The following is a 21,726-nucleotide window of genomic DNA, read 5'->3' as shown; positions in this document are numbered from 1 at the left end:
ACATCATGTCGCTGATGCGGGATGCGTTTACCCATTGGGGTCGCCGTGACGGCCGCGATGTTTGGCTTTGGCGGTTTGACATTGGCCCTTTGGTCTGGTGATACCCCTCATCGGATCAGACGCTTTTGTCGACCGAAACTGAAAAGGGACCCCAGGTGCGCGCCAAATCTACGTTCGTGACCCCGCTTCCAACCCAATGGGTCGGGCCGATTCTGTTCAGAGGGGATCTGGTGTCCGGCGAGGTCAGCGTCCCTCTGGCGACGTTCGAGACGCCCTTATGGCCCTCCACCGCGCGGGGTGCAGGTGTTTCACGGCATGCAGGCGGCATTCAGGTCACCCTGGTTGATGAGCGGATGACGCGCTCCATCGCCGTACGTGCGCAGGATGCGGCCTCGGCGCATCAAGCCTGGCAACGGATCGAGGCGCAGACCGACAAAGTGGCCGAGATCATCTCCTCGACCAGCCGCTTTGCCCGCCTGATCAAGCTGAATCGTCAGATCGCTGGGAACTTGCTGTTTATTCGGATTGAGTGTTCCACCGGGGACGCCTCAGGTCACAATATGGTGACCAAGGCGGCCGAGGCGGTGCTGAACTGGGTCTTGGATGACCAGCCGCAATTGGCCTACGCGTCGATCTCGGGCAACCTGTGTACCGACAAGAAGGCATCCGCTGCGAACGGGCTTTTGGGGCGGGGCAAATACGTCATTGCCGAAGTGGAAATTCCGGGTCGACTGCTGCGGCGCATGCTGCGCACCACGTCCGAGCAGATGGTTGCGCTCAATCTCGAAAAGAACCTGATTGGCGGAAATCTCGCGGGATCTCTGCGCAGTGCCAATGCGCATTTCGCAAACATTCTGCTGGCCTTCTATCTGGCCACCGGTCAGGACGCCGCGAATATCATTGAGGGCAGCCAAGGTATCGTTCATTGCGAAGCGCGCGGTGAAGACCTGTATTTCTCATGCACCTTGCCGAACCTGATCGTCGGTTCGGTCGGGGCGGGAAAAGGCAATGAACAGGTCGAAGAAAACCTGCGTCTGATGGGCTGCAAAGAGGAGCGCGAGGCGGGCGAAAACGCCCGTCGGCTGGCTGGCATCTGTGCCGGGGCGGTGTTGTGCGGTGAGCTGTCCTTGATGGCCGCGCAAACCAATCCCGGAGAGCTGGTGCGCACCCATATGGAACTGGAGCGATGACCAACCCCAAACCTGCCGACCGCAGCGTGGCCGGGCGCAAACTGGACCATCTGCGCGCTGTACTTGAAGACCCCGAAGTCGAACGCAGGCGCAGCGGGTTTGACACGATCTCTCTGACCCATCGCGCCTTGCCTGAACTGGATCTGGATGCGGTCGACACCGGCACCCGGTTTCTGGAAAAGCCGCTCAGCTTTCCGCTGCTGATTTCGTCGATGACGGGTGGAACCGGGGACGAGATCGCAAGGATCAATCGCAATCTTGCTGAGGCGGCAGAGGTGACCGGGGTGGCGATGTCCGTCGGCTCACAACGTGTGTTGTTTGCGGATCCTGCCTCGAGGGGCAGTTTTCAACTGCGCGATGCCGCGCCGAGTATACCTCTGATCGGCAATATCGGCGCTGTGCAGCTGAACGCGGGACTAGATGCAGGCCACTGTCTTAAGGCCGTTCAGGCGCTTGAAGCCGACGGGCTGTATCTGCACCTCAATCCGTTGCAAGAGGCCGTGCAGGTCGAAGGGGATCGCGACTTTTCCAACCTGTCTGGCAAGATCTCTGATCTGGTGTCGAACACGCCAGTGCCTGTGCTGATCAAAGAGGTTGGTGCCGGGCTGTCCGGCCCTGATGTCGAGCTGGCCTATAACGCCGGTATACGCCATTTCGACGTGGCCGGTCGCGGGGGCACGTCCTGGAGCAGGATCGAATATCACCGCCGCGCAGACGAGCAGGACGATCTGGGTCTGGTTTTTCAGGATTGGGGCCTGACGACGGTCGAGAGTCTGCTTGAAACTCGGGACGTCTTGGTCAAAAAGACCGATCCAACAACACTCATCGCCAGTGGCGGTTTAAGAGACGGTGTGGACATGGCCAAATCTATCATTCTGGGCGCAGATCTGTGCGGAATGGCCGCGCCGTTTTTGGCCGCAGCGCAGGAATCGAGCGCGCAGGTCATCCGACAAATCGAAAAGTTACGTCGCGAATTTCAAACGGCGATGTTTCTTTTGGGCTGCGCCGATGTATCTCAGCTGAAGGCAAATGTCTCACTGATCCGATCAAGGTCGAAGTTTTGGTAATCTCTACTGGTATCAGCGCGATGAGCTTCTATACGCCTCATCGCTATATTTCGCTGGACACTCTGGCCCAGCATCACGGCATCGACCCTGCCAAGTTCTCTCGCGGGATCGGGCAGGAAAAGATCGCCATGCCCGGGCATGACGAAGACGTGGTGACCATGGCTGCCGAGGCCGCGAAGCCGATCATTGATCAATTCGGTGCCGACGGGATCGACACCATCCTGTTTGCAACGGAAACAGGGATCGACCAGTCGAAATCGGCGGGTATCTATGTGCAGCGACTTCTGGGGCTGCCTTCGAACCTGCGCAATGTGGAATTGAAGCAGGCCTGCTATTCTGCCACCGCTGCATTGCAAATGGCCTGCGCCCATGTTGCACGCAAACCTGATCGTAAGGTGCTTGTGATCGCCTCTGATATCGCGCGCTATGATCTGGACAGCTCGGGCGAGGCGACGCAAGGGGCCTCAGCCGTTGCGATGCTGGTCGCGGCTGAACCGACACTGTTGGAGATCGGCACTGTCTCGGGCCTGTTTACCGAAGACATCATGGATTTCTGGCGCCCCAACCACCGGCGCACACCCTTGGTTGACGGTAAATACTCGGCGCTGCGCTATCTTGGGGCGCTGGTGGAGTCCTGGCGCGATTATCAGGCAAATGGCGGCTTATCCTACGATGGGTTTACGCAGTTCTGCTATCACCTGCCATTCTCGCGTATGGGCGAGAAGGCGCATCTGCGTCTGGCGAAAGAGGCAAAAGCCGAGGCCGATATGCAGGCCGCTCTGCCGGCGATGATCTACAATCGTCAGGTCGGGAACAGCTATACCGCATCGATGTACCTCGCGATCCTGTCCACGTTGGAGAACAGCGATAGCGATCTGGCGGGCAAATCCCTAGGACTGTTTTCCTACGGCTCCGGCGCGACCGGTGAGTTCTTTGATGCCAAGGTGGTCGAAGGCTACCGCGATCATCTGTTTGCATCCCGCCACCGGGAAATCCTGGAGGACCGGACCGCCGTCTCATATGATGAATATGTTGCCCTTTGGCACGCGAGGAATGGCGAGGACGGGACAGATACCCCCATGCCTGACGAGGCAAAGGGGCGCTACAGACTGGCAAGCATTGACGATAACAAGCGCATCTACGTTGACCGCACCGCATGATAAAGTCTGGGCCCACGCGCCCGGTAAGCTGATCCTGTCCGGAGAGCATTCGGTTCTGTACGGCATGCCCGCGCTGGCAATGGCCGTGGCCCGCTATACCGAAGTTTCGTTTCAGCCTCTGGGTTTGGGCGAAGGATTGAAAACCGCGTTCGAGAACCTGTCGTCAGGCGAATACTACCCTCTGAAACTGTTGTCTCAGTTCAAGGCGTCACTGGATCAGCGCTTTGATCAATTCACGCGCGGCGAGTTGGATGTCCACAAGATCCTCACGCGTCCCGATGATCTTGCCGTCTATACTCTGGCCTCACTGTTGCATGACAGCCTCGCAACGCCCGGGTCAACGATTCCCGGCATTGGTGCGATGAACAGCAAATTGGCGCCCGGACAGCTGGCCAGTCGGTCAGAGCTGCCTATCGGCGCGGGAATGGGGTCGTCCGCGGCCATCGTCGCGGCCACAACGGTGTTGTTTGAAACCCTGTTGGAGCGGCCCAAAACGCTTGAAGAGAGGTATGAGCGGGTCCGGTTTTGCGAGCGTCTCAAGCATGGGCGTGCGGGGCCGATCGATGCCGCCGCAGTTGTCCGAGGCGGCCTTGTGCGTGCAGGCGAAACGGGTATCTCAGCTCCGGAGTTACCGCCGGATCATGGCTTGTTGACGGGGAAGGGGTGGTATTGGGTCCTGCACGGTCGGCCTGAAAGCAGCACTGGCGAATGTGTCAGCGCGGTCAAGGTCGAACACGCGCAGAACGAAGCCCTTTGGCAACGTTTCGGCGACTGTACGACCGCGTTTTTGACCGCGATCGCCTCGGGGCATGACCCGGACGATGCGATTTCCGAAAACCAGCGATTGCTTGAAATGATTGGCGTCGTGCCGGACCCGTGCCAAGCGTTCATAAGAGAGATCGAAGGCATTGGCGGTGCGGCCAAAATCTGCGGTGCGGGGTCTGTGCGCGGTGATTTTGGTGGGGTGGTTCTGGTGCATATGAGGGACCACGACAAAATGGCCGATTTCATGTCGGGCTATCCTCAGATGCAATGGTCCGCGTTGCGTCTTGCCTCGACGGGAGCAGAAATGGGCAAGGCACCCAACGACAGCTCAGACGGGGCCAGCTCATGATACGGGCCAGCGCACCGGGGTCGGTCATGATTACCGGAGAACATGCGGTCGTTTACGGCTCCAGAGCCATCGTGGCCGCCATTGAGCAAAGACTGACGGTGACGCTGCGACCGCGCACCGATCAATTGGTGCGTCTCTCCTCCGAGATTGTCGAAACGCAAACTGTTGACTTGAATCGGCTACAGGCAGTGGGGCCGTACAAGTTTGTCCTTGCCGCAATCGCCATGCACAGGGATGCGATAGACGTCGGGATGGATATCTCGATCTCGTCGGAGATTGACCCGACGCTTGGGCTTGGGTCCTCTGCCGCCGTGACCATTGCCGCTCTGGGGGCCGTTCTGACCATCACGGGCCAGCCGTTGAACGGTGTTCACGCCAAGGCCTATCAGATCATTCAGGACATTCAGGGCCGTGGTAGTGGCGCCGATTTGGCCGCCAGCTTGCAGGGCGGTATGCTGGCTTACCGCGCTCCGCCAAATCCAGAGATGGTGGCACTGCCTCACCCTCCAACGATCAGCCTGCGATACTGCGGCTACAAGACCCCCACCTCGGTTGTGTTGCAAAAGGTTGCGGAACGGATGATCGGAAGAGAGGCCGAGTTCAAAACGCTTTATGCCGATATGGGTGACTTGGCCGATCATGCCATCAATGCAGCAAAGGACCGCGATTGGGTGGCCTTCGCGAACGCCCTGACAAGCTATCAAACCCGGATGGAAGATTTGGGCGTGAGCGACGAAACCTTGAACCGGATCATCACATCGGCCCGACAGGCCGAGGGTGTCTTGGCAGCCAAGATATCGGGCTCTGGCTTGGGCGATTGCGTTCTGGCTCTGGGAACGCCGCCTGACGGGTTCACTCCGGTGACACTGGCCAGCGAAGGACTGATCATACATGACTGACGCCGTTCAGACCCTCATTCAACAAGCGATGCGAGACGCGGGCGAGGTGCGAAGCTTCAGCGCCTATGCCCCAAGCAATATTGCGTTGTCGAAATACTGGGGCAAGCGGGACAGAGCGTTGAATCTGCCGCTCAACAGCTCCTTGTCGATCTCGTTGGCGGAGTGGGGGTCCCACACAACTGTCGAGCCATCCCAGAGCGGGTCGGATCAGGTCTTGTTGGACGGTCAGCCTCTGCCGCCGACATCGGCCTTTGCGCGCAAGGCGCTTGCGTTTGCGGATTTGTTTCGCGGTGGCCGCGATGTGCCGCTGATGATCTCGACCAGAAACACGATCCCGACGGCGGCCGGTTTGGCATCGTCCGCGTCGGGCTTTGCGGCGCTGACCCGCGCGCTATGCGGCAGTTTCGGCTTGGACCTGCAAGCACAGGACATGAGCCTGATCGCCCGATTGGGCAGCGGCAGCGCAACCCGATCCCTCTGGCACGGCTTCGTGCGCTGGGACAAGGGCGTGTGCGATGACGGTGGCGACAGCCACGGCGTGCCGCTTGATCTGGTATGGCCTGAATTCCGCATCGCCATTGTCGAGGTGGACACAGGCCCGAAACTGCACTCGTCCCGCGATGGAATGAACCACACGGTCGATACCAGCCCTCTGTTTTCCAGCTGGCCCGAGATGGCCGAGCGGGACTGCAAGACCATCGAGCAAGCGGTCATTGAGAGAGACTTTCAAACTCTGGGCCAAACGGCCGAGGCAAATGCGTTGGCCATGCACGCGACCATGCAAGCCGCACGCCCCGCGCTGACCTACCTTACTGATCAAAGCTGGGTGATCCTGCAGCGACTGTGGCAGGCCCGCACAGAAGGACTTGCAGCCTATGCCACGATGGATGCGGGGGCGAATATCAAGCTGGTTTTTCTTAGAGAGGTTGAGGCAGATGTCTTGCAAGCGTTTCCTGGCGCCCGCGTGATATCGCCTTTTGGTTGGCAAAACACGTAGAAGCCGCAGCGCATCACTGAGTGATCGCCTCTGCGGCAAGTGTCACGCTCTGGAAGGTTAGTCTGAATTGTCCGAGCGCGATCCGACGCACGGTCATCAGGCGTTTGAGGTTGGTAGTGCCCTCAATTCTTCCTGCCCTTTGGCGGGCAATAGACTTTCACCAAAGGCTTCGCTATCCAACTTGCAGGCTCAGCGCCTTGCCGAACAGGCTCAAACACTTGTAGCAAGGGCAGTGGATATGACGGCCAACCCAAACGACAGAGCCTCAATGACGAAACTCACGCAGGATCCTCATTCGATCCGGTCTGGTGACCGGGAAAAGGTTCTGGAAGTGGCCATCGGTCGCGAGGTTCGGGCCTTTCGAAAGCAACAGAACACAACGGTCGCCGAGCTTGCGCAGGTAACCGGCCTGTCGATCGGGATGCTGTCCAAGATCGAAAACGGCAACACGTCGCCTTCGCTGACCACGCTGCAACTGCTGGCCGATGCGTTGTCGGTTCCTCTGACCAGCTTTTTTCGCCGCTTTGAAGAACGTCGCGACGCTGTCCACACCAAGGCCGGTGAAGGCGTCGAGTTAGAGCGTGAAGGTACGCGGGCGCATCACCAATACAACCTTCTTGGCCATTTAGGCGCCAATGGTTCGGGTGTAATTGTTGAGCCCTATCTGATCACCCTGACAGCGGAATCGGATGTTTTCCCAACCTTCCAGCATGGCGGGATTGAAACGATCTATATGCTGGAGGGTGAGGTGGACTATCGCCATGGCGATGAGGTTTACCCATTGAAACCCGGCGATACTCTGTTCTTCGACGCGGATGCGCCGCATGGACCTGAGCGACTGGTCAGCTTGCCGGCGCGGTATCTGTCGGTCATTTCCTACCCTCAGACAAGCTGATCCGCCTTTTAGAAGAATGATATCGATCAACTAGCCTAGCCTAAAGGCGTGTTGTCCGAGCTTTCTCGGGACGGCGTATTTCTATGCGCTCAGATATTAAGCAAAATTTGCCTTTAAGGAAAAAATATTTCCTATAATTATTGAGGATCGGATGTTTTGTTGCTAGCGTACACGCGCAACGAAACACGCAAGGAGAGTTGTCTGCCATGTGCGGAATTGTCGGACTATTCCTTAAGGACCAGTCACTGTCGCCCAAACTGGGTGAGATGCTGACGGATATGCTGATCACCATGACCGATCGTGGCCCCGACAGCGCTGGTATCGCGATTTATGGCGATCCAACTCAGGGCACTACGAAAGTCACCGTTCAGTCTGCAAACCCCGAACAGGACTTTGCCGGTCTGGCGGATGAGCTGGGCCGACGCCTGAACACGTCCGTGACCCAGACGATCAACGACACCCATGCAGTGCTGGATATCCCGGGCGATCAGTTCGAGGCCGCGCGCGCTGCGCTAGCCGAAATCCGCCCCTCCGTCCGGATCATGAGCCGCGGAGAAAGCCTTGAGATCTACAAGGAGGTCGGTCTGCCCAAAGATGTTGCCGCTCGTTTTGAGCTGAGCGGCATGACCGGAACGCATGGGATCGGCCACACGCGAATGGCCACTGAATCAGCGGTGACCACGATGGGTGCGCACCCGTTCAACACTGGGGATGACCAGTGTTTGGTGCATAACGGATCGCTGTCCAATCATAACTCGCTGCGGCGCAAGCTGCGCCGTGAAGGAGTACATATCCAGACTGAGAACGACACCGAGGTGGGCGCCGCTTACCTGACGTGGAAAATGATGAATGGCGCGTCTCTGGGCGAGGCGCTGGAAAGCAGCCTTGAGGATCTGGATGGGTTCTTCACATTTGTCGTTGGCACCAAGGACGGGTTCGGCGTGGTCCGTGACCCGATTGCCTGCAAACCGGCGGTCATGGCGGAAACCGATCAATATGTGGCCTTCGGCAGTGAATACCGAGCCTTGGTGAACCTGCCCGGCATTGAAGATGCCCGCGTGTGGGAGCCGGAGCCGGCGACGGTCTACTTCTGGTCCCACACAGACTTTCCCAACAAAAAGGCCGCGTAAAATGCAGACCTACGATCTTGAGGCCGACGGCCTGCGCGGGCTGAACGCGTCCTTGCAGGAGCAAAGCAAAGAGACCAACCAGACCAGCTGGGAGGTGGTGAATCCCAAGGGCAGCCACGCCATCGCGGTCGGGTTGGACGCACCGATCGAGGTGACGGTGAAGGGCTCAACCGGGTACTACTGCGCGGGCATGAACCAGCAGGCCACTGTGCGGGTCGAAGGCTCGGTTGGGCCGGGCGTGGCCGAGAATATGATGTCGGGTCAGGTCATCGTCGATGGCGATGCCAGCCAGTACGCTGGGGCTACGGGCCACGGTGGATTGCTGGTGATCAAGGGCAATGCCAGCTCGCGCTGCGGGATCTCGATGAAGGGGATCGACATCGTGGTGCATGGCAATATCGGCCATATGTCGGCCTTCATGGCGCAGGCGGGCAATCTGGTGGTTTGCGGTGATGCTGGCGACGCGCTGGGGGATTCCCTCTACGAAGCGCGGCTGTTTGTGCGCGGCTCAGTCAAGAGCCTTGGCGCGGACTGTGTCGAGAAAGAGATGCGCCCCGAACATCTTGAGATCCTGAAGGATTTGCTGGACCGCGCAGGCAGCGACGCCAAACCGGAAGAGTTCAAACGCTATGGCTCGGCACGTCAGCTGTATAACTTCGACGTCGATAACTCGGCCGCTTACTAAGGATGAAGGGTATGAAAGATATGGACGATCAGACCCCGCGCACCGTTCCGATCCAGTCGGCGACCTTTTCCAACCCGATCAACGCCGAGATACGCCGCGCGGCGGCCACCGGCATCTATGACATCCGGGGGGGTGGGGCCAAACGCAAGGTACCGCATTTCGATGACCTGCTGTTTCTGGGGGCCTCCGTCTCACGCTATCCGCTGGAGGGCTACCGCGAACGCTGTGATACCTCGGTGACGCTGGGCACGCGTTTTGCCAAGAACCCGATCCAGCTGGATATCCCGATCACCATCGCAGGGATGAGCTTTGGTGCGCTCTCCGGCCCCGCGAAAGAGGCCTTGGGCCGCGGCGCATCAGCGGCGGGTACTTCGACCACGACTGGCGATGGCGGCATGACGCCTGAAGAACGCGGTCATTCCAGCAAACTGGTCTATCAGTATCTGCCCTCGCGCTATGGCATGAACCCCAACGACCTGCGCAAGGCTGACGCGATCGAGATCGTGGTGGGGCAGGGGGCCAAACCCGGCGGAGGCGGCATGCTTCTGGGTCAGAAGATCAGCGACCGCGTGGCCGAAATGCGGACCTTGCCCAAAGGGATCGACCAGCGCTCGGCCTGTCGCCACCCGGATTGGACCGGGCCGGATGATCTTGAGATCAAAATCCTCGAACTGCGTGAGATCACCAACTGGCAGGTGCCGATCTATGTCAAGGTCGGCGCAACACGGCCCTATTATGACACCGCGCTGGCAGTGAAGGCCGGGGCGGATGTTGTCGTCATGGACGGGATGCAGGGCGGTACGGCGGCCACGCAGGATGTGTTCATCGAACATGTGGGAATTCCGACGCTGGCCTGCATCCGACCCGCCGTGCAGGCGCTGCAGGATCTGGGTGTGCATCGCGAGGTGCAGCTTGTGATCTCGGGCGGCATTCGCACCGGAGCAGACGTGGCCAAGGCGATGGCGCTTGGCGCGGATGCGGTGGCGATTGGCACGGCGGCTCTGGTTGCCCTTGGCGACAACGACCCGAAATGGGAAGCCGAGTATCAGAAGCTGGGCACCACAACCGGAGCCTATGACGACTGGCACGAAGGCAAAGACCCCGCGGGCATCACCACTCAGGACCCCGAGCTTGCCACGCGTCTTGACCCGGTTGATGCCGGGCGACGGCTGCGCAACTACCTGAAGGTCATGACGCTTGAAGCGCAGACCATCGCGCGGGCCTGCGGTCACAATCATTTGCACAATCTGGAACCCGAGGACTTGTGTGCCCTGACTATGGAGGCGGCTGCGATGGCAAAAGTGCCCCTGGCAGGCACCGACTGGTATCCGGGCAAGGCCGGGTTCTGATCGGACATTCGAAAGGCGCAGTCACACGGGGCTGCGCCTTTCTTCTATTGGGATTGATAAACAGGGAAAGGAAGGCCGACCATGACGACAGATCTGGCAGCTTTCGCCAAAGAAAACGGCGTCAAATATTTCATGATTTCGTTCACCGATTTGTTCGGTGGACAGCGGGCCAAACTGGTTCCCGCACAAGCCATTGCCGACATGCAGGAAGAGGGCGCCGGTTTTGCCGGCTTCGCCACGTGGCTGGATATGACCCCCGCGCATCCCGACATGCTGGCGGTGCCAGACCCGTCCTCAGTGATCCAACTGCCATGGAAGCCCGAAGTCGCTTGGGTCGCCGGTAATTGCGTGATGGAGGGGCAGGATGTGGCCCAGGCCCCACGCAACGTGCTGCGCCGCCTGATCGACGAGGCCGCCGAGATGGGCCTTAGTGTAAAAACCGGCATCGAAGCCGAGTTCTTCCTGCTGACCCCCGATGGCGAACAGATCAGCGACCCGTTCGATACTGCGGAAAAGCCCTGCTATGACCAGCAGGCCGTGATGCGTCGCTATGACGTGGTGCGCGAGATCTGCGATTATATGTTGGACCTGGGCTGGGGCCCGTATCAGAATGACCACGAGGACGCCAATGGCCAGTTCGAGATGAACTGGGAATTCGATGATGTTCTCAGAACCGCCGACAAGCATTCCTTCTTCAAGTTCATGACCAAATCCGTGGCCGAGAAGCATGGGCTGCGTGCCACCTTCATGCCCAAACCGGTCGAGGGGCTGACGGGCAATGGCTGCCACGCCCATATCTCGGTTTGGGACGCGCCGGGCGCGGATGCGAAGACCAACGTTTTTGCGGGCGACGGCGACGGCCCGACCGGAGAGGTTGGGCTGGGCGAGCAGGGCAAGTACTTCCTCGGTGGCATCATGAAGCATGCCAGCGCGCTTGCGGCGATCACCAACCCGACGGTGAACAGCTACAAGCGCATCAACGCGCCGCGCACCATGTCGGGGGCCACATGGGCGCCCAACACGGTGACATGGACAGGAAACAACCGAACTCATATGGTGCGCGTCCCCGGCCCGGGCCGGTTCGAACTGCGCCTGCCCGATGGGGCGGCGAACCCGTATCTGCTGCAGGCAGTGATCATTGCCGCTGGTCTGTCGGGCATCCGCACCAAGGCTGATCCGGGACCGCGTTATGACATCGACATGTATGCCGAAGGCCACACTGTCACCGACGCGCCCAAATTGCCGCTGAACATGCTCGACGGCCTGCGCGAATTCGACAAGGACGCCGAATTGAAAGAGATGATGGGGCAGGAGTTCTCCAGCGCTTTCCTGAAGATGAAGCATCAGGAATGGAACTCGTTTGTGTCTCATTTCTCGAACTGGGAAAAACAGCACACGCTCGATATCTGAGAGCAAAAAAAGAGGCCGCAGCGAGTGCTGCGGCCTCGGTCTTTTTGACCATGGCGTAAGCGCGCAGGACCATGCGCCAAACATGCCGATCTGCGTGCCCGGAATTTGGCGGTATCTGAGGACCCAGAATAGATCCCGCGCCTAAAGTTCGACGTCCTGCAAAACCGGGACCGAATGCTTGTCGAGCAATCCTGACAGTTCCGGGCGGCATGAGCCACAGTTTGTACCCGCCTGCAATAGCCTGCCGATTTCATCGACATCACCGATGTTCTGGGTGCCGATGGCCCGGACGATCGTATTGAGTCCGACCCCGAAACAGGAGCAGACGATCGGCCCGCCATCTTCAACACCATTGGCAGACCGCCCGGACAGGAGCTGATGAGGCTCGGCATCGGGCAGGGTTGCAAGATACTCCCTCATTAAGGTCACAGGTTCTCGAGATACATAGAGAACGGCAAGAACGCACGGACCGTCTGACAGTGCTATCCTGAACAACCCTCGTTTGGGATCTTCGACCGATGTGGACAGGGCGTCCGGTAGTTGGAACCAGTCTCGGGCCGTCTTCTCCCAGTCGGAGGGCATCTCATAGCCCGCCAGCTCTGTTCTGTAGCCGCTTTCGGTTTTCGCCGTTGCCCGATACTCTGCCGACGGTGACGGAGGTGTCGCGGAGACTGCAAAACCGTACCAACCCGCCTTCATGGGGTGCAGGGACACTGCGGCGGCTTTGCTTTCGGGTTGGCCTGATACCGGGTCAGTAACGCCGGGTATCAGTGCATCGACACGGGCCGAGGGGGCTGTTTCACCCGTCCAGTGGATCGGCGCGAACACCTGCCCGGGCGCGACGGCATCGGATGTCTTTAACCGGAAGATACATGCCCCGACCGCGCTCTTGACCTCGACCAAGCTGTCGGGGTCTAGCCCGAGACGATCCGCCTCATCCGGGTGAACCTCAATGAAAGGCTCAGCAAGGTGCGACGACAGGCGCGGTGACAGGCCAGTGCGGGTCATGGTGTGCCATTGGTCCCGTGTACGCCCGGTGTTCAGAAGGAACGGGTAGCGGTCCGAGGCCTTCGCCTCGGGCGGTCTGTGGCTGACCGCGATCAGGCGGGCTTTGCCGTCAGGGTGGAAGAATTGCCCGTCGCCAAAGAACCTCCCTCCAGTGCCGTCGGGCGTTACCGGCCAGCGGGTTGGTTGCAGCTCGGCATAGTCGTCGTCCGACAGGTCCGCATATCCAGAGATGTCGAAATCGCGCCCAAAGGGTTTGGCGACCAATGACAGGGCCGCGTATTCGCGGAATATCTGCGCGGGCGAGGAATAGTCGAATGCCTCTTGCCATCCCATGCGGCGGCCCACTTCGGCGAGGATATCCCAATCGGCCCGAGCATGGCCCGGAGGCGTCAGGACGGCGCGCTGGCGGCTGATCGTGCGGTCCGAGTTGGTGACGGTGCCGCTTTTCTCGGCCCATCCAGCTGCGGCCAACACCACATCTGCGACGCGGGCTGTGTCTGTATGTTCGGTCAGATCGCTGACAACCGTGAAGGGACAGGCTTTGAAGGCGGCCTGCACCCGGTCGGCCTCGGGCATGGTGACGGCGGGGTTGGTATGGATCACCCAGAGGGCCTTGATCTGCCCGTTTTCGATCTCTCGAAACAGGTCGACGGCCTTCAACCCCGGTTTTTTCGGCATGTTTGGTGCAGCCCAGAACTTCTGAACCGCCGCGCGGTGGCTTTCGTTTTCAATATCCAGGTGACAGGCGAGCATGTTGGCTAGCCCACCGACTTCTCTCCCCCCCATGGCGTTCGGCTGCCCGGTGACGGAAAACGGCCCCATGCCGGGTCGACCGATCCGGCCCGCGGCCAGATGGCAATTCAGGATCGCGTTGACCTTGTCCGTCCCGCTGGAGGATTGATTGACGCCTTGGCTGAAGATTGTGACCACGCGCTCGGTCCCGATCCACATGTCACAGAAAGTGTCGAGGTCTTTCTGGTCCAGACCTGTCGCCGCCGGGTTGTCATTTTGCGCGGTGGCCAGTGCGTCCGTGAACCCTGTCGTGTGGCTCAGACAACCCGCGTCAACCTGTCCGGTTTCATGAATTCTACCAAGCAGATGGTTGAACACGGCCACATCGCTGCCCGGTGCCAGAGGTAGATGCAGATCGGCCTGATCGCAACTTGCCGTTCTGCGCGGATCAATCACGACGATACGGGTCCCGCGCGCCTGACGTGCCGCCATGAGCCGTTGATAGAGAACCGGATGGCACCACGCGAGGTTTGAGCCGACCAAAACGACCAGATCGGCCTGATCCAGATCCTCATAGGTTCCGGGCACGGTATCTGTGCCAAAAGCGCGTTTGTGCCCGGCCACGGTGGATGCCATGCAGAGCCGCGAATTGGTGTCGATATTCGCCGATCCGATGAACCCCTTCATCAGCTTGTTGGCGACGTAATAATCCTCGGTCAGTAACTGCCCCGAGACGTAGAAGGCAACACTGTCCGGCCCGTGCGCCTTGATCGCTGCGGAGAATCGATCCGCGACCAGTTGAAGGGCGTCATCCCAGCCGACATCCTGACCAAATGCGCGTGGGTTTCGCAGGCGGTGGTCCAAGCCGACGGTCTCACCCAAAGCCAAGCCCTTGGAGCAGAGCCTGCCATGATTTGCCGGGTGGTCCGGGTCACCGCGCACGGCCAGCCCTCCGGCCCCGTCGGGGCGCAGCAGGACGCCGCAGCCGACCCCACAATAAGCGCAGGTCGAGTGGACCTCGGGCAGGCCAGTGCCGTCCATCAGGCGGCGCTCCGGTGAGAGACTGTGCTGGCATCCAACAAGATACGCCCGCCTTCGAGACGCACCGGATAGGTGGCGATCTGCCCCTCGTCAGCGCCCTGTGCCTGACCGGTGTTCAGGTCGAAAACCCAGTTGTGCAGGGGGCAGGTGACCGATTGCCCATGCACGATCCCTTCGGACAGCGGCCCTCCTTTGTGGGGGCAGCTGTTGGTGGCGGCGAAGACCTCGGCCTCGGCGGTTCGGAAGATCGCGATACAGCCGATATGCGTTTTCACCAAACGCGCGCCGCGCAGGGGGATGTCTTCGATATGTCCGATGTCGATCCAGCTCATTCCGCGGCCTCCAGTGTGAAATCTGCGATCGGCGCATAGGTCTGCGCCTTGTCCTTGACGTGTTCCGCCCACGGGTCCTTGCGGTAGATGCTTTGGGAAAGCTCGAACCGTTCGACCAGAGCGGCACGGTTCTCCCGGTCCTCCACGACCTGAGCCTTGACCCAGTCCATGCCCACCTTGCCCAGCCATTTATACAAGCGGTCCAGATACTTGCCGCCTTCGCGATAGGCCTGTGTGACGGCCATCACGACCTCGATCGCTTCGTCTTCGGTTGGAACCTGACAGAGCAATTCAGTCTCTTTGACGTCCATACCGGCGGCTCCGCCGATGCTGATCTGGTAGCCTGAGTCGACGCAGACCACACCGATATCCTTGCAGGTCGCCTCGGCGCAGTTGCGCGGGCAACCCGACACCGCCAGTTTCAGCTTGTGCGGTGTCCACGACCCCCATAGGATTTTCTCAAGCTTGATGCCGAGACCTGTGCTGTCTTGCGTGCCGAACCGGCAATGATCGGTGCCGACGCAGGTTTTGACGGTACGCAGCCCTTTGGAATAGGCATGCCCCGAGACCAGACCGGCCTGGTTCAGATCCGACCAGATGGCAGGTAGATCTTCGCCTTTCACACCCAACAGGTCGATGCGTTGGCCGCCGGTGACTTTCACCGTGGGTACGTCGTATTTGTCCGCCGCATCCGCGATGGCACGCAATTCTTCGGGGGTGGTGATGCCTCCCCACATACGCGGGACAACGCTGAAAGTGCCGTCCTTTTGGATGTTGGCGTGCTTGCGTTCGTTGACGAAGCGGCTTTGCGGGTCGTCCTGATATTCCAGAGGCCAGTCGGCCAGCAGGTAATAATTGATGGCCGGACGGCAGACATGGCAGCCATTGGGTGTTGTCCAGCCCAGCTCCTGCCAGACAGCGGCCTGGCTTTTCAGCTCCTGCCCTTTGATCATACGCCGTACATCCTCATGCGTCAGATCGGTGCAGCCGCAAATCGGTTGCGCCGTTGGCATTTGGAACTCATCACCCAGAGTGACCTGCAAAACTTGCTCAACCAGCCCCGTACATGTCCCGCACGAGGCGCTGGCCTTGGTGCTAGTACGCACGGCGCCCAGATCGCTGGCACCCGCGTTGATCGCTTCGACAATGTCACCTTTGCATACGCCGTTGCAGCCGCAAATCTCCGCCTCAGGCGGCAATGCTGCAACGGCTGAAAGAGGGTCCGCGGTATCGCCCCCCTGATAGGCGGGCCCGAATATCAGCGTCTCGCGCATGTCTTCGATACTGGTGCCTTCCTTGATCAGGCCGAAGAACCAACTGCCATCTGCCGTGTCGCCATACATGACCGCGCCGACCAAACGATCCTCTTCAATGACCAGCCGTTTGTAGACCCCGCGCGAGGGGTCGCGGAACACGATATCCTCACGCCCAGGCGCGTCCGCGAAATCGCCCGCGCTGAACAGATCGCACCCGGTGACCTTCAACTTGGTCGAGAGGGTTTTCTGAACAAACGCAACCTCTTCACCCAACAGCGCCTGTGCCGCCACTTTCGCCTGATCATAGAGCGGTGCGACAAGGCCAAAGACCGCCCCGTCATGTTCGACGCATTCGCCCACGGCGTAAACATCCTGGTCCGAGGTGAGCATCTGGTCATCCACATGGATACCGCGCCCGGTGGCCAGACCAGCTTCTTGCGCCAGCGCCGTATTGGGGCGGATCCCCACGGCCATTACTAGCAGGTCACAGGGCAATTCGGTCCCGTCGTCCAGAAGCAGCGCGCGGACTTTGCCATCTTGCCCGAGGATTTCTTTCGAGTTCGCCTGCAGGCAAATCTTGATGCCTTTGTCTTCCAGCGACTTCTTCAGCAGATAGCCTGCGGCTTCGTCCAGCTGACGCTCCATCAGATGGCCCATGATGTGAACGACGGTCACGTCGACCCCATGCGCGGCCATACCCGCGGCGGCTTCAAGCCCCAGTAGGCCGCCGCCGATGACGACAACCTTGTTGCCCGAACCCATGCCCATCATCCGCTGGGTGTCTTCCAGATCGCGATAGGCGATTACACCGTCCAGATCATGACCGGGAAGAGGGATGATGAACGGATTTGACCCTGTCGCAATGATCAGCTTGTCGTAGGGCACATGTCCGTTGACCCCCTCGACCACCTTCATCTCACGGTCGATCTTGGCAACCTGCTCGCCAAAGCGGCAGGAGATGCCGCGCTCCGCATACCAGGTGTCGTCATGGGTGACGATCTCTTCATAGGTTTTCTCGCCCGACAGGACCGGGCTGAGCATGATGCGGTTGTAGTTCCCGCGCGGTTCGGCATTGAACAGGGTGATGTCGAACGCATCCGGCGCGGCGTCGGTCAGGTGCTCCAGCACCCGGCCCGAGGCCATCCCAGCGCCAATGACAACAAGTCTTTGCTTCATGATTTCACTCCGCTGCAATCGCCTTGGGGGCGGGTGTTTTAGGCTTGGCGCCGTGTTCGTATTCTTCGAGGAAATCGAGGACCTCCTGCCGGTAGGCGTAGTAATCCGGGTGCTCGAGCAGCGCTTTGCGCGTCCGCGGACGCGGCAGTTCGACCTTGGTGATCTTGCCGATTGTGGCCTGCGGGCCGTTGGTCATCATAACCACGCGGTCGGCCAGCAGGATCGCCTCATCCACGTCATGGGTCACACAGATTGCTGTGACCTTGGTGCGGGACCAGACCTCCATCAGGACTTCCTGCAATTCCCAGCGCGTAAGGCTGTCGAGCATGCCGAAGGGCTCGTCCAGCAGCAGAAGTTTGGGCGACAGTGCGAAGGCGCGGGCAATACCGACGCGTTGCTTCATACCGTTCGAGAGATCCGAGGCCGATTTGTCCATCGCGTCAGCCAGTCCGACGCGTTCCAGATAGTACTCCACCACGTCCTGCCGCTCGGCCATGCTGGCTTTGGGATAGACCTTGTCGACGCCAATCGCGACATTTTCCTTGGCGCTGAGCCAAGGGAACAGGTTGGGTGATTGGAACACCACCGCGCGTTCCGGGTCGGCCCCTTCGACGTGGCGGCCATCCAACTTGATCGCGCCTTTTGAGATGTCGTTTAGCCCTGCCGCCATGGTCAAAACCGTGGACTTGCCACAACCCGAATGGCCGATCAGAGAGATGAACTCACCCTTGTCGATCTTCAGGTCGAAATCCTCGACCACGGTCAGAGGGCCTTTGGGCGTCGGATACACCTTGTGCAATTGCGAGAAGTCGAGGAAACGGTTCTCGATCATCCCCTTTTGCGCCTCGGCGACCGCTGTTGGAACACCGTGGATTGGGGTGACATCCGGCAGGATACGAGAGCCTTCGACCTTGGCTTCGATCCCCACATCCATCAGGTACTTGGTGACGTCGGCCCTGAGGCGTTTGAAGGTCTCATCGTTGTTCATCGCACCCCGATCGCGTGGGCGGGGAATCGACACGCGGAACTCCTGTCCCAAAGTCCCATCAGGGTTCAGCGCAATGATGCGGTCAGCCAGAATGATCGCCTCGTCGACATCGTTGGTGATCAGCACGCAGGTCTTTTTGTCGGCCTCCCAAATATGTTCGATCTCATCCGCCAGATTGGCGCGGGTCAGCGCGTCAAGCGCCGACAAAGGCTCATCCAACAGCAGAACTTCGGGGTTCATCGACAAAGCGCGCGCCACGTTGACTCGCTGGCGCATACCGCCGGACAGTTCTGCAGGGCGGCGCGTTGCGGCATGGCTGAGGCCCACCATCTTCACATAATGCGCGACCTTCTCGGCTTTCTCGAGTTTGCTGAGGCCCGGAAAGACCGTATCCACCGCCAGCCCCACATTGCCGCTGACCGTCAGCCATGGCATCAGCGAGTAGTTCTGGAAAATCACACCACGCTCAGGGCCCGGCCCCTTGATCGGAGCGCCTTTGAACGTGACCTCGCCCTTGGTCGGCGTATCCAGACCAGCCATCAGGTTGATCAGCGTCGTCTTGCCGGTGCCCGAGAAGCCGAGGATCACCAGAAACTCACCCTCTTGCACGTCCAGATCGATGCCTTTCAACACATTGGTGCGTGCGGTGCCTTCACCGAAGGATTTCGAGGCGTTCTTGAAGCTCAGAATGCTCATCTCGATCACCGGTTATTCGTGAAGGTAAACAGGGATTGCAGTGCGTACATCACCCGGTCCAGCAGGAAACCGATGATGCCGATGGTGAAGACCGCAACCATGATCTTTGCGAGCGAGCTGGACGAGCCGTTCTGGAACTCATCCCAGACAAACTTGCCCAAGCCGGGGTTCTGCGCCAGCATCTCCGCCGCGATCAGGACCATCCAGCCGACGCCCAGCGACAGGCGCAGGCCTGTGAAGATCAGGGGCAGGGCAGAAGGCAAAACCAGTTTGGTGATCTTGGTATAGGTGTTCATTTTCAACACCTTGGAGACATTCACCAGGTCCTTGTCGATGGAGGCTACACCCAGCGATGTATTGATCAGCGTGGGCCACAGCGAACAGAGTGTCACGGTGATGGCCGAGATCAGGAAGGATTTCGCGAACCAGCCGTCATTGGTGACATAAACGGCCGAGACGATCATGGTGACGATCGGCAACCAAGCCAGCGGAGACACCGGTTTGAAAATCTGGATCAGCGGGTTCAGCGCGGCATTGGCGGTCGGGGAAAGACCAGCGGCAATGCCAAGCGGCACGGCGACCACTGTGGCGATCAGAAAGCCGAAAAACACCGTTTTTATCGAGGTCCAGATCTGTTGGTAGTACGAAGGTGCCCCGGTAAAGGCGACTTCCTTCACCTTTTCGGGCTGACCGGCATCAATGAACTTTTGGTTGCGCTTTTCGACCATCGCTTCGAATTTGGCGCGTTTGGCGGCCTTGGCCTGTGCGTCTTCGTTCAGGCTGACCATTTCGCTCCAAACCTGCGCGGGTCCGGGGACCGCACCAAGCGAAGTCTGTACTTTCGGGGCCAGCGTGGCCCAGAGCAGCAGAAAGGCACAGATCGACAGCAGGGGAACGATCAACAATCGCCAAATCTCGGTCATCTGGGCGCGTGGGTTGTCTCCTGCGGCGGCCTTCAGGACGGGCGTGGCCCAGCTAAGGCCCAACACCTGAAACCATTTGTCGGCTGCGTTGATGCGGGTGAAAAGGCGGGCGCGACGTTCCTCTCTGGCAGCGTCTGCGTTGAATTCGGGATCGACCGTTGTCATCTGATGTGTCCTTGCGATGGCGGGGCACTTTTGGGTCCGCGCCCGACGAGGGCCGGGCGCGGCGTTTTGGGGAATTAGCCTTGTACGTCGGAACCGACGATCTTCTGCTCGCCCTTCAGACCGATGGAGAGGCTTTCGAGATAGGCGTTGGGGGTGCGGCCGTCATAGGCGATACCGTCGATGATATCCTCGGCCGGGGTCGGGGCTTTGTAGCCGTCGCTGTCCCAGGGGAAATCAGCCTCGTTCGCCAGACCTTCGTCAACCAGCAGGCGCGCGGCTTCAAGGTAGATCTCGGGCTTGTAGACTGACTTGGCGACTTCGTCATACCAGCTGTCGGGCTTGGCCTCGGCGATCTGACCCCAGCGGCGCATTTGGGTCAGGTACCATACCGCGTCCGAGTAGAACGGGTAGGTCGCATTGTAGCGGAAGAACACGTTGAAATCGGGAACCTCGCGCTTGTCGCCTTTTTCATATTCGAAGGTGCCGGTCATCGAGTTGGCGATAACGTCATAGTCCGCGCCCACATATTCCGGACGGCTGAGGATCTCGACCGCCTCGGGGCGGTTGGCGTTGTCGTTTTCATCCAGCCACTGTGCCGCGCGGATCAGCGCCTTGGTCACGGCCAGAGTGGTGTTTGGGTACTCTTCGGCGAACTCGGCTGTGATGCCGAAGACCTTTTCAGGGTTGTTCTTCCAAAGCTCATAGTCGGTAATGACCGGGACGCCGATACCTTTGAACACGGCCTGCTGGTTCCAAGGCTCGCCCACGCAATAGCCGTAGATCGTACCGGCTTCCAACGTGGCGGGCATTTGCGGCGGAGGCGTTACGGACAGGAAAACATCCGCCCCGATCTGGCCGGTCACGTTTTCGGGGCTGTAATACCCCGGATGCAGACCGCCAGCGGCCAGCCAGTAGCGCAGCTCGTAGTTGTGGGTCGAAACCGGGAAGACCATGCCCATGTTGAACGGCTTGCCTTCGGATTTGTATTTCTCAACAACCGGCGCAAGCGCCTCGGCGCTGATCGGATGCTGCGGGCGGCCGTCATCCATCTTTGGGATATTGGGCTTCATTTCTTCCCAAATCTCGTTCGAGACGGTGATGCCGTTGCCGTTCAGATCCATCGAAAATGGCGTGATGATATGCGCCTCGGTCCCATAACCGATAGTTGCAGCCAAAGGCTGGCCTGCCAGCATATGCGCGCCGTCCAGCTGCCCGCCGATCACGCCGTCCAGTAGCACTTTCCAGTTGGCTTGCGCTTCCAACGTCACGAACAGGCCCTCTTCCAGGAAATAGCCCTGTTCGTAGGCGACGGCCAACGGGGCCATATCCGTCAGCTTGATAAAGCCAAAGGTCAGCTCGTCTTTTTCCAGTTCCAGCTCGGCCAATGCCGGAGAGACAAGCGCGGTAGACGCAACAAGGCCCAGAAGTAGCTTCTTCATCTCGATCCCTTTCGGTTCAGCCCAATCGCTTTGGGCAAACAAAAAAGCCGCCGACACACACCGCCGGGAGGATT

The 21,726-nt window shown here is 59.7% G+C and carries 17 protein-coding genes; 11 read left to right on the top strand and 6 right to left on the bottom strand.

Going from position 1 to position 21,726, the window contains the following annotated elements; genetic code table 11:
• The first annotated feature begins 176 nt into the window (after positions 1-176).
• The 11 genes from ACR0C3_RS15600 to glnT all read left to right on the top strand — a co-directional run bounded on the left by ACR0C3_RS15600 (position 177) and on the right by glnT (position 11,896).
• Positions 177-1,190: a hydroxymethylglutaryl-CoA reductase gene (locus ACR0C3_RS15600; RefSeq protein ID WP_480759309.1), complete on the top strand. Its 1,014-nt coding sequence runs from the start codon at positions 177-179 to the stop codon at positions 1,188-1,190.
• Positions 1,187-2,257: a type 2 isopentenyl-diphosphate Delta-isomerase gene (gene fni / locus ACR0C3_RS15595; RefSeq protein WP_480759307.1), complete on the top strand. Its 1,071-nt coding sequence runs from the start codon at positions 1,187-1,189 to the stop codon at positions 2,255-2,257. The genes ACR0C3_RS15600 and fni overlap by 4 nt, the downstream gene beginning before the upstream one ends.
• Entirely contained in the window at positions 2,251-3,417 is a 1,167-nt protein-coding gene (locus tag ACR0C3_RS15590) for a hydroxymethylglutaryl-CoA synthase (protein WP_480759305.1), read from the top strand. The genes fni and ACR0C3_RS15590 overlap by 7 nt, the downstream gene beginning before the upstream one ends.
• On the top strand, positions 3,401-4,531 hold the full coding sequence (locus tag ACR0C3_RS15585) for a mevalonate kinase family protein (RefSeq protein WP_480759304.1): 1,131 nt from the start codon (positions 3,401-3,403) through the stop codon (positions 4,529-4,531). The genes ACR0C3_RS15590 and ACR0C3_RS15585 overlap by 17 nt, the downstream gene beginning before the upstream one ends.
• Positions 4,528-5,430 (top strand): mevalonate kinase family protein, encoded by a 903-nt coding sequence (locus ACR0C3_RS15580; RefSeq protein ID WP_480759303.1) that lies wholly within the window; start codon positions 4,528-4,530, stop codon positions 5,428-5,430. Before ACR0C3_RS15585 ends, ACR0C3_RS15580 begins: the two co-directional genes overlap by 4 nt.
• Entirely contained in the window at positions 5,423-6,427 is a 1,005-nt protein-coding gene (gene mvaD / locus ACR0C3_RS15575; RefSeq protein WP_480759301.1) for a diphosphomevalonate decarboxylase, read from the top strand. Before ACR0C3_RS15580 ends, mvaD begins: the two co-directional genes overlap by 8 nt.
• A 268-nt stretch (positions 6,428-6,695) precedes the next feature.
• The gene (locus tag ACR0C3_RS15570; RefSeq protein WP_480759300.1) at positions 6,696-7,322 is read left to right on the top strand and encodes a helix-turn-helix domain-containing protein; all 627 of its coding nucleotides are present in this window, start codon (positions 6,696-6,698) and stop codon (positions 7,320-7,322) included.
• 206 nt (positions 7,323-7,528) lie between these two features.
• Positions 7,529-8,452, top strand: a complete 924-nt coding sequence (locus ACR0C3_RS15565) for a class II glutamine amidotransferase (protein WP_480759298.1) — start codon at positions 7,529-7,531, stop codon at positions 8,450-8,452.
• Between the two features lies 1 nt (position 8,453).
• The gene (locus ACR0C3_RS15560; RefSeq protein WP_480759297.1) at positions 8,454-9,137 is read left to right on the top strand and encodes a protein GlxC; all 684 of its coding nucleotides are present in this window, start codon (positions 8,454-8,456) and stop codon (positions 9,135-9,137) included.
• A 20-nt stretch (positions 9,138-9,157) separates the two neighbouring features.
• Positions 9,158-10,486 (top strand): FMN-binding glutamate synthase family protein, encoded by a 1,329-nt coding sequence (locus ACR0C3_RS15555; protein WP_480759367.1) that lies wholly within the window; start codon positions 9,158-9,160, stop codon positions 10,484-10,486.
• An 81-nt stretch (positions 10,487-10,567) separates the two neighbouring features.
• Positions 10,568-11,896 carry a type III glutamate--ammonia ligase gene (gene glnT, locus ACR0C3_RS15550; protein ID WP_480759296.1) on the top strand — a complete coding sequence of 443 codons (1,329 nt, stop codon included), beginning with the start codon at positions 10,568-10,570 and terminating at the stop codon, positions 11,894-11,896.
• 141 nt (positions 11,897-12,037) lie between these two features.
• On the opposite strand, the gene ACR0C3_RS15545 is transcribed toward glnT, so the two are convergent.
• The 6 genes from ACR0C3_RS15545 to ACR0C3_RS15520 all read right to left on the bottom strand — a co-directional run bounded on the left by ACR0C3_RS15545 (position 12,038) and on the right by ACR0C3_RS15520 (position 21,652).
• On the bottom strand, positions 12,038-14,677 hold the full coding sequence (locus tag ACR0C3_RS15545; protein WP_480759294.1) for a molybdopterin-dependent oxidoreductase: 2,640 nt from the start codon (positions 14,675-14,677) through the stop codon (positions 12,038-12,040).
• On the bottom strand, positions 14,677-15,009 hold the full coding sequence (nirD, locus tag ACR0C3_RS15540; RefSeq protein WP_480759293.1) for a nitrite reductase small subunit NirD: 333 nt from the start codon (positions 15,007-15,009) through the stop codon (positions 14,677-14,679). The genes ACR0C3_RS15545 and nirD overlap by 1 nt, the downstream gene beginning before the upstream one ends.
• A complete protein-coding gene (nirB, locus tag ACR0C3_RS15535; protein ID WP_480759292.1) occupies positions 15,006-17,441 on the bottom strand; it encodes a nitrite reductase large subunit NirB in 2,436 nt (811 codons plus the stop codon). Before nirB ends, nirD begins: the two co-directional genes overlap by 4 nt.
• Positions 17,442-17,445: 4 nt before the next feature.
• Positions 17,446-19,125 carry an ABC transporter ATP-binding protein gene (locus ACR0C3_RS15530; RefSeq protein ID WP_480759290.1) on the bottom strand — a complete coding sequence of 560 codons (1,680 nt, stop codon included), beginning with the start codon at positions 19,123-19,125 and terminating at the stop codon, positions 17,446-17,448.
• A 5-nt stretch (positions 19,126-19,130) separates the two neighbouring features.
• Positions 19,131-20,213 (bottom strand): ABC transporter permease, encoded by a 1,083-nt coding sequence (locus tag ACR0C3_RS15525; RefSeq protein WP_170378572.1) that lies wholly within the window; start codon positions 20,211-20,213, stop codon positions 19,131-19,133.
• A gap of 74 nt (positions 20,214-20,287) precedes the next feature.
• The gene (locus ACR0C3_RS15520) at positions 20,288-21,652 is read right to left on the bottom strand and encodes a CmpA/NrtA family ABC transporter substrate-binding protein (protein WP_170643261.1); all 1,365 of its coding nucleotides are present in this window, start codon (positions 21,650-21,652) and stop codon (positions 20,288-20,290) included.
• Positions 21,653-21,726: the final 74 nt, after the last annotated feature.

Source organism: Ruegeria sp. CK3 (assembly GCF_056536565.1).
This window is presented reverse-complemented; position numbering and strand designations above follow the sequence as displayed.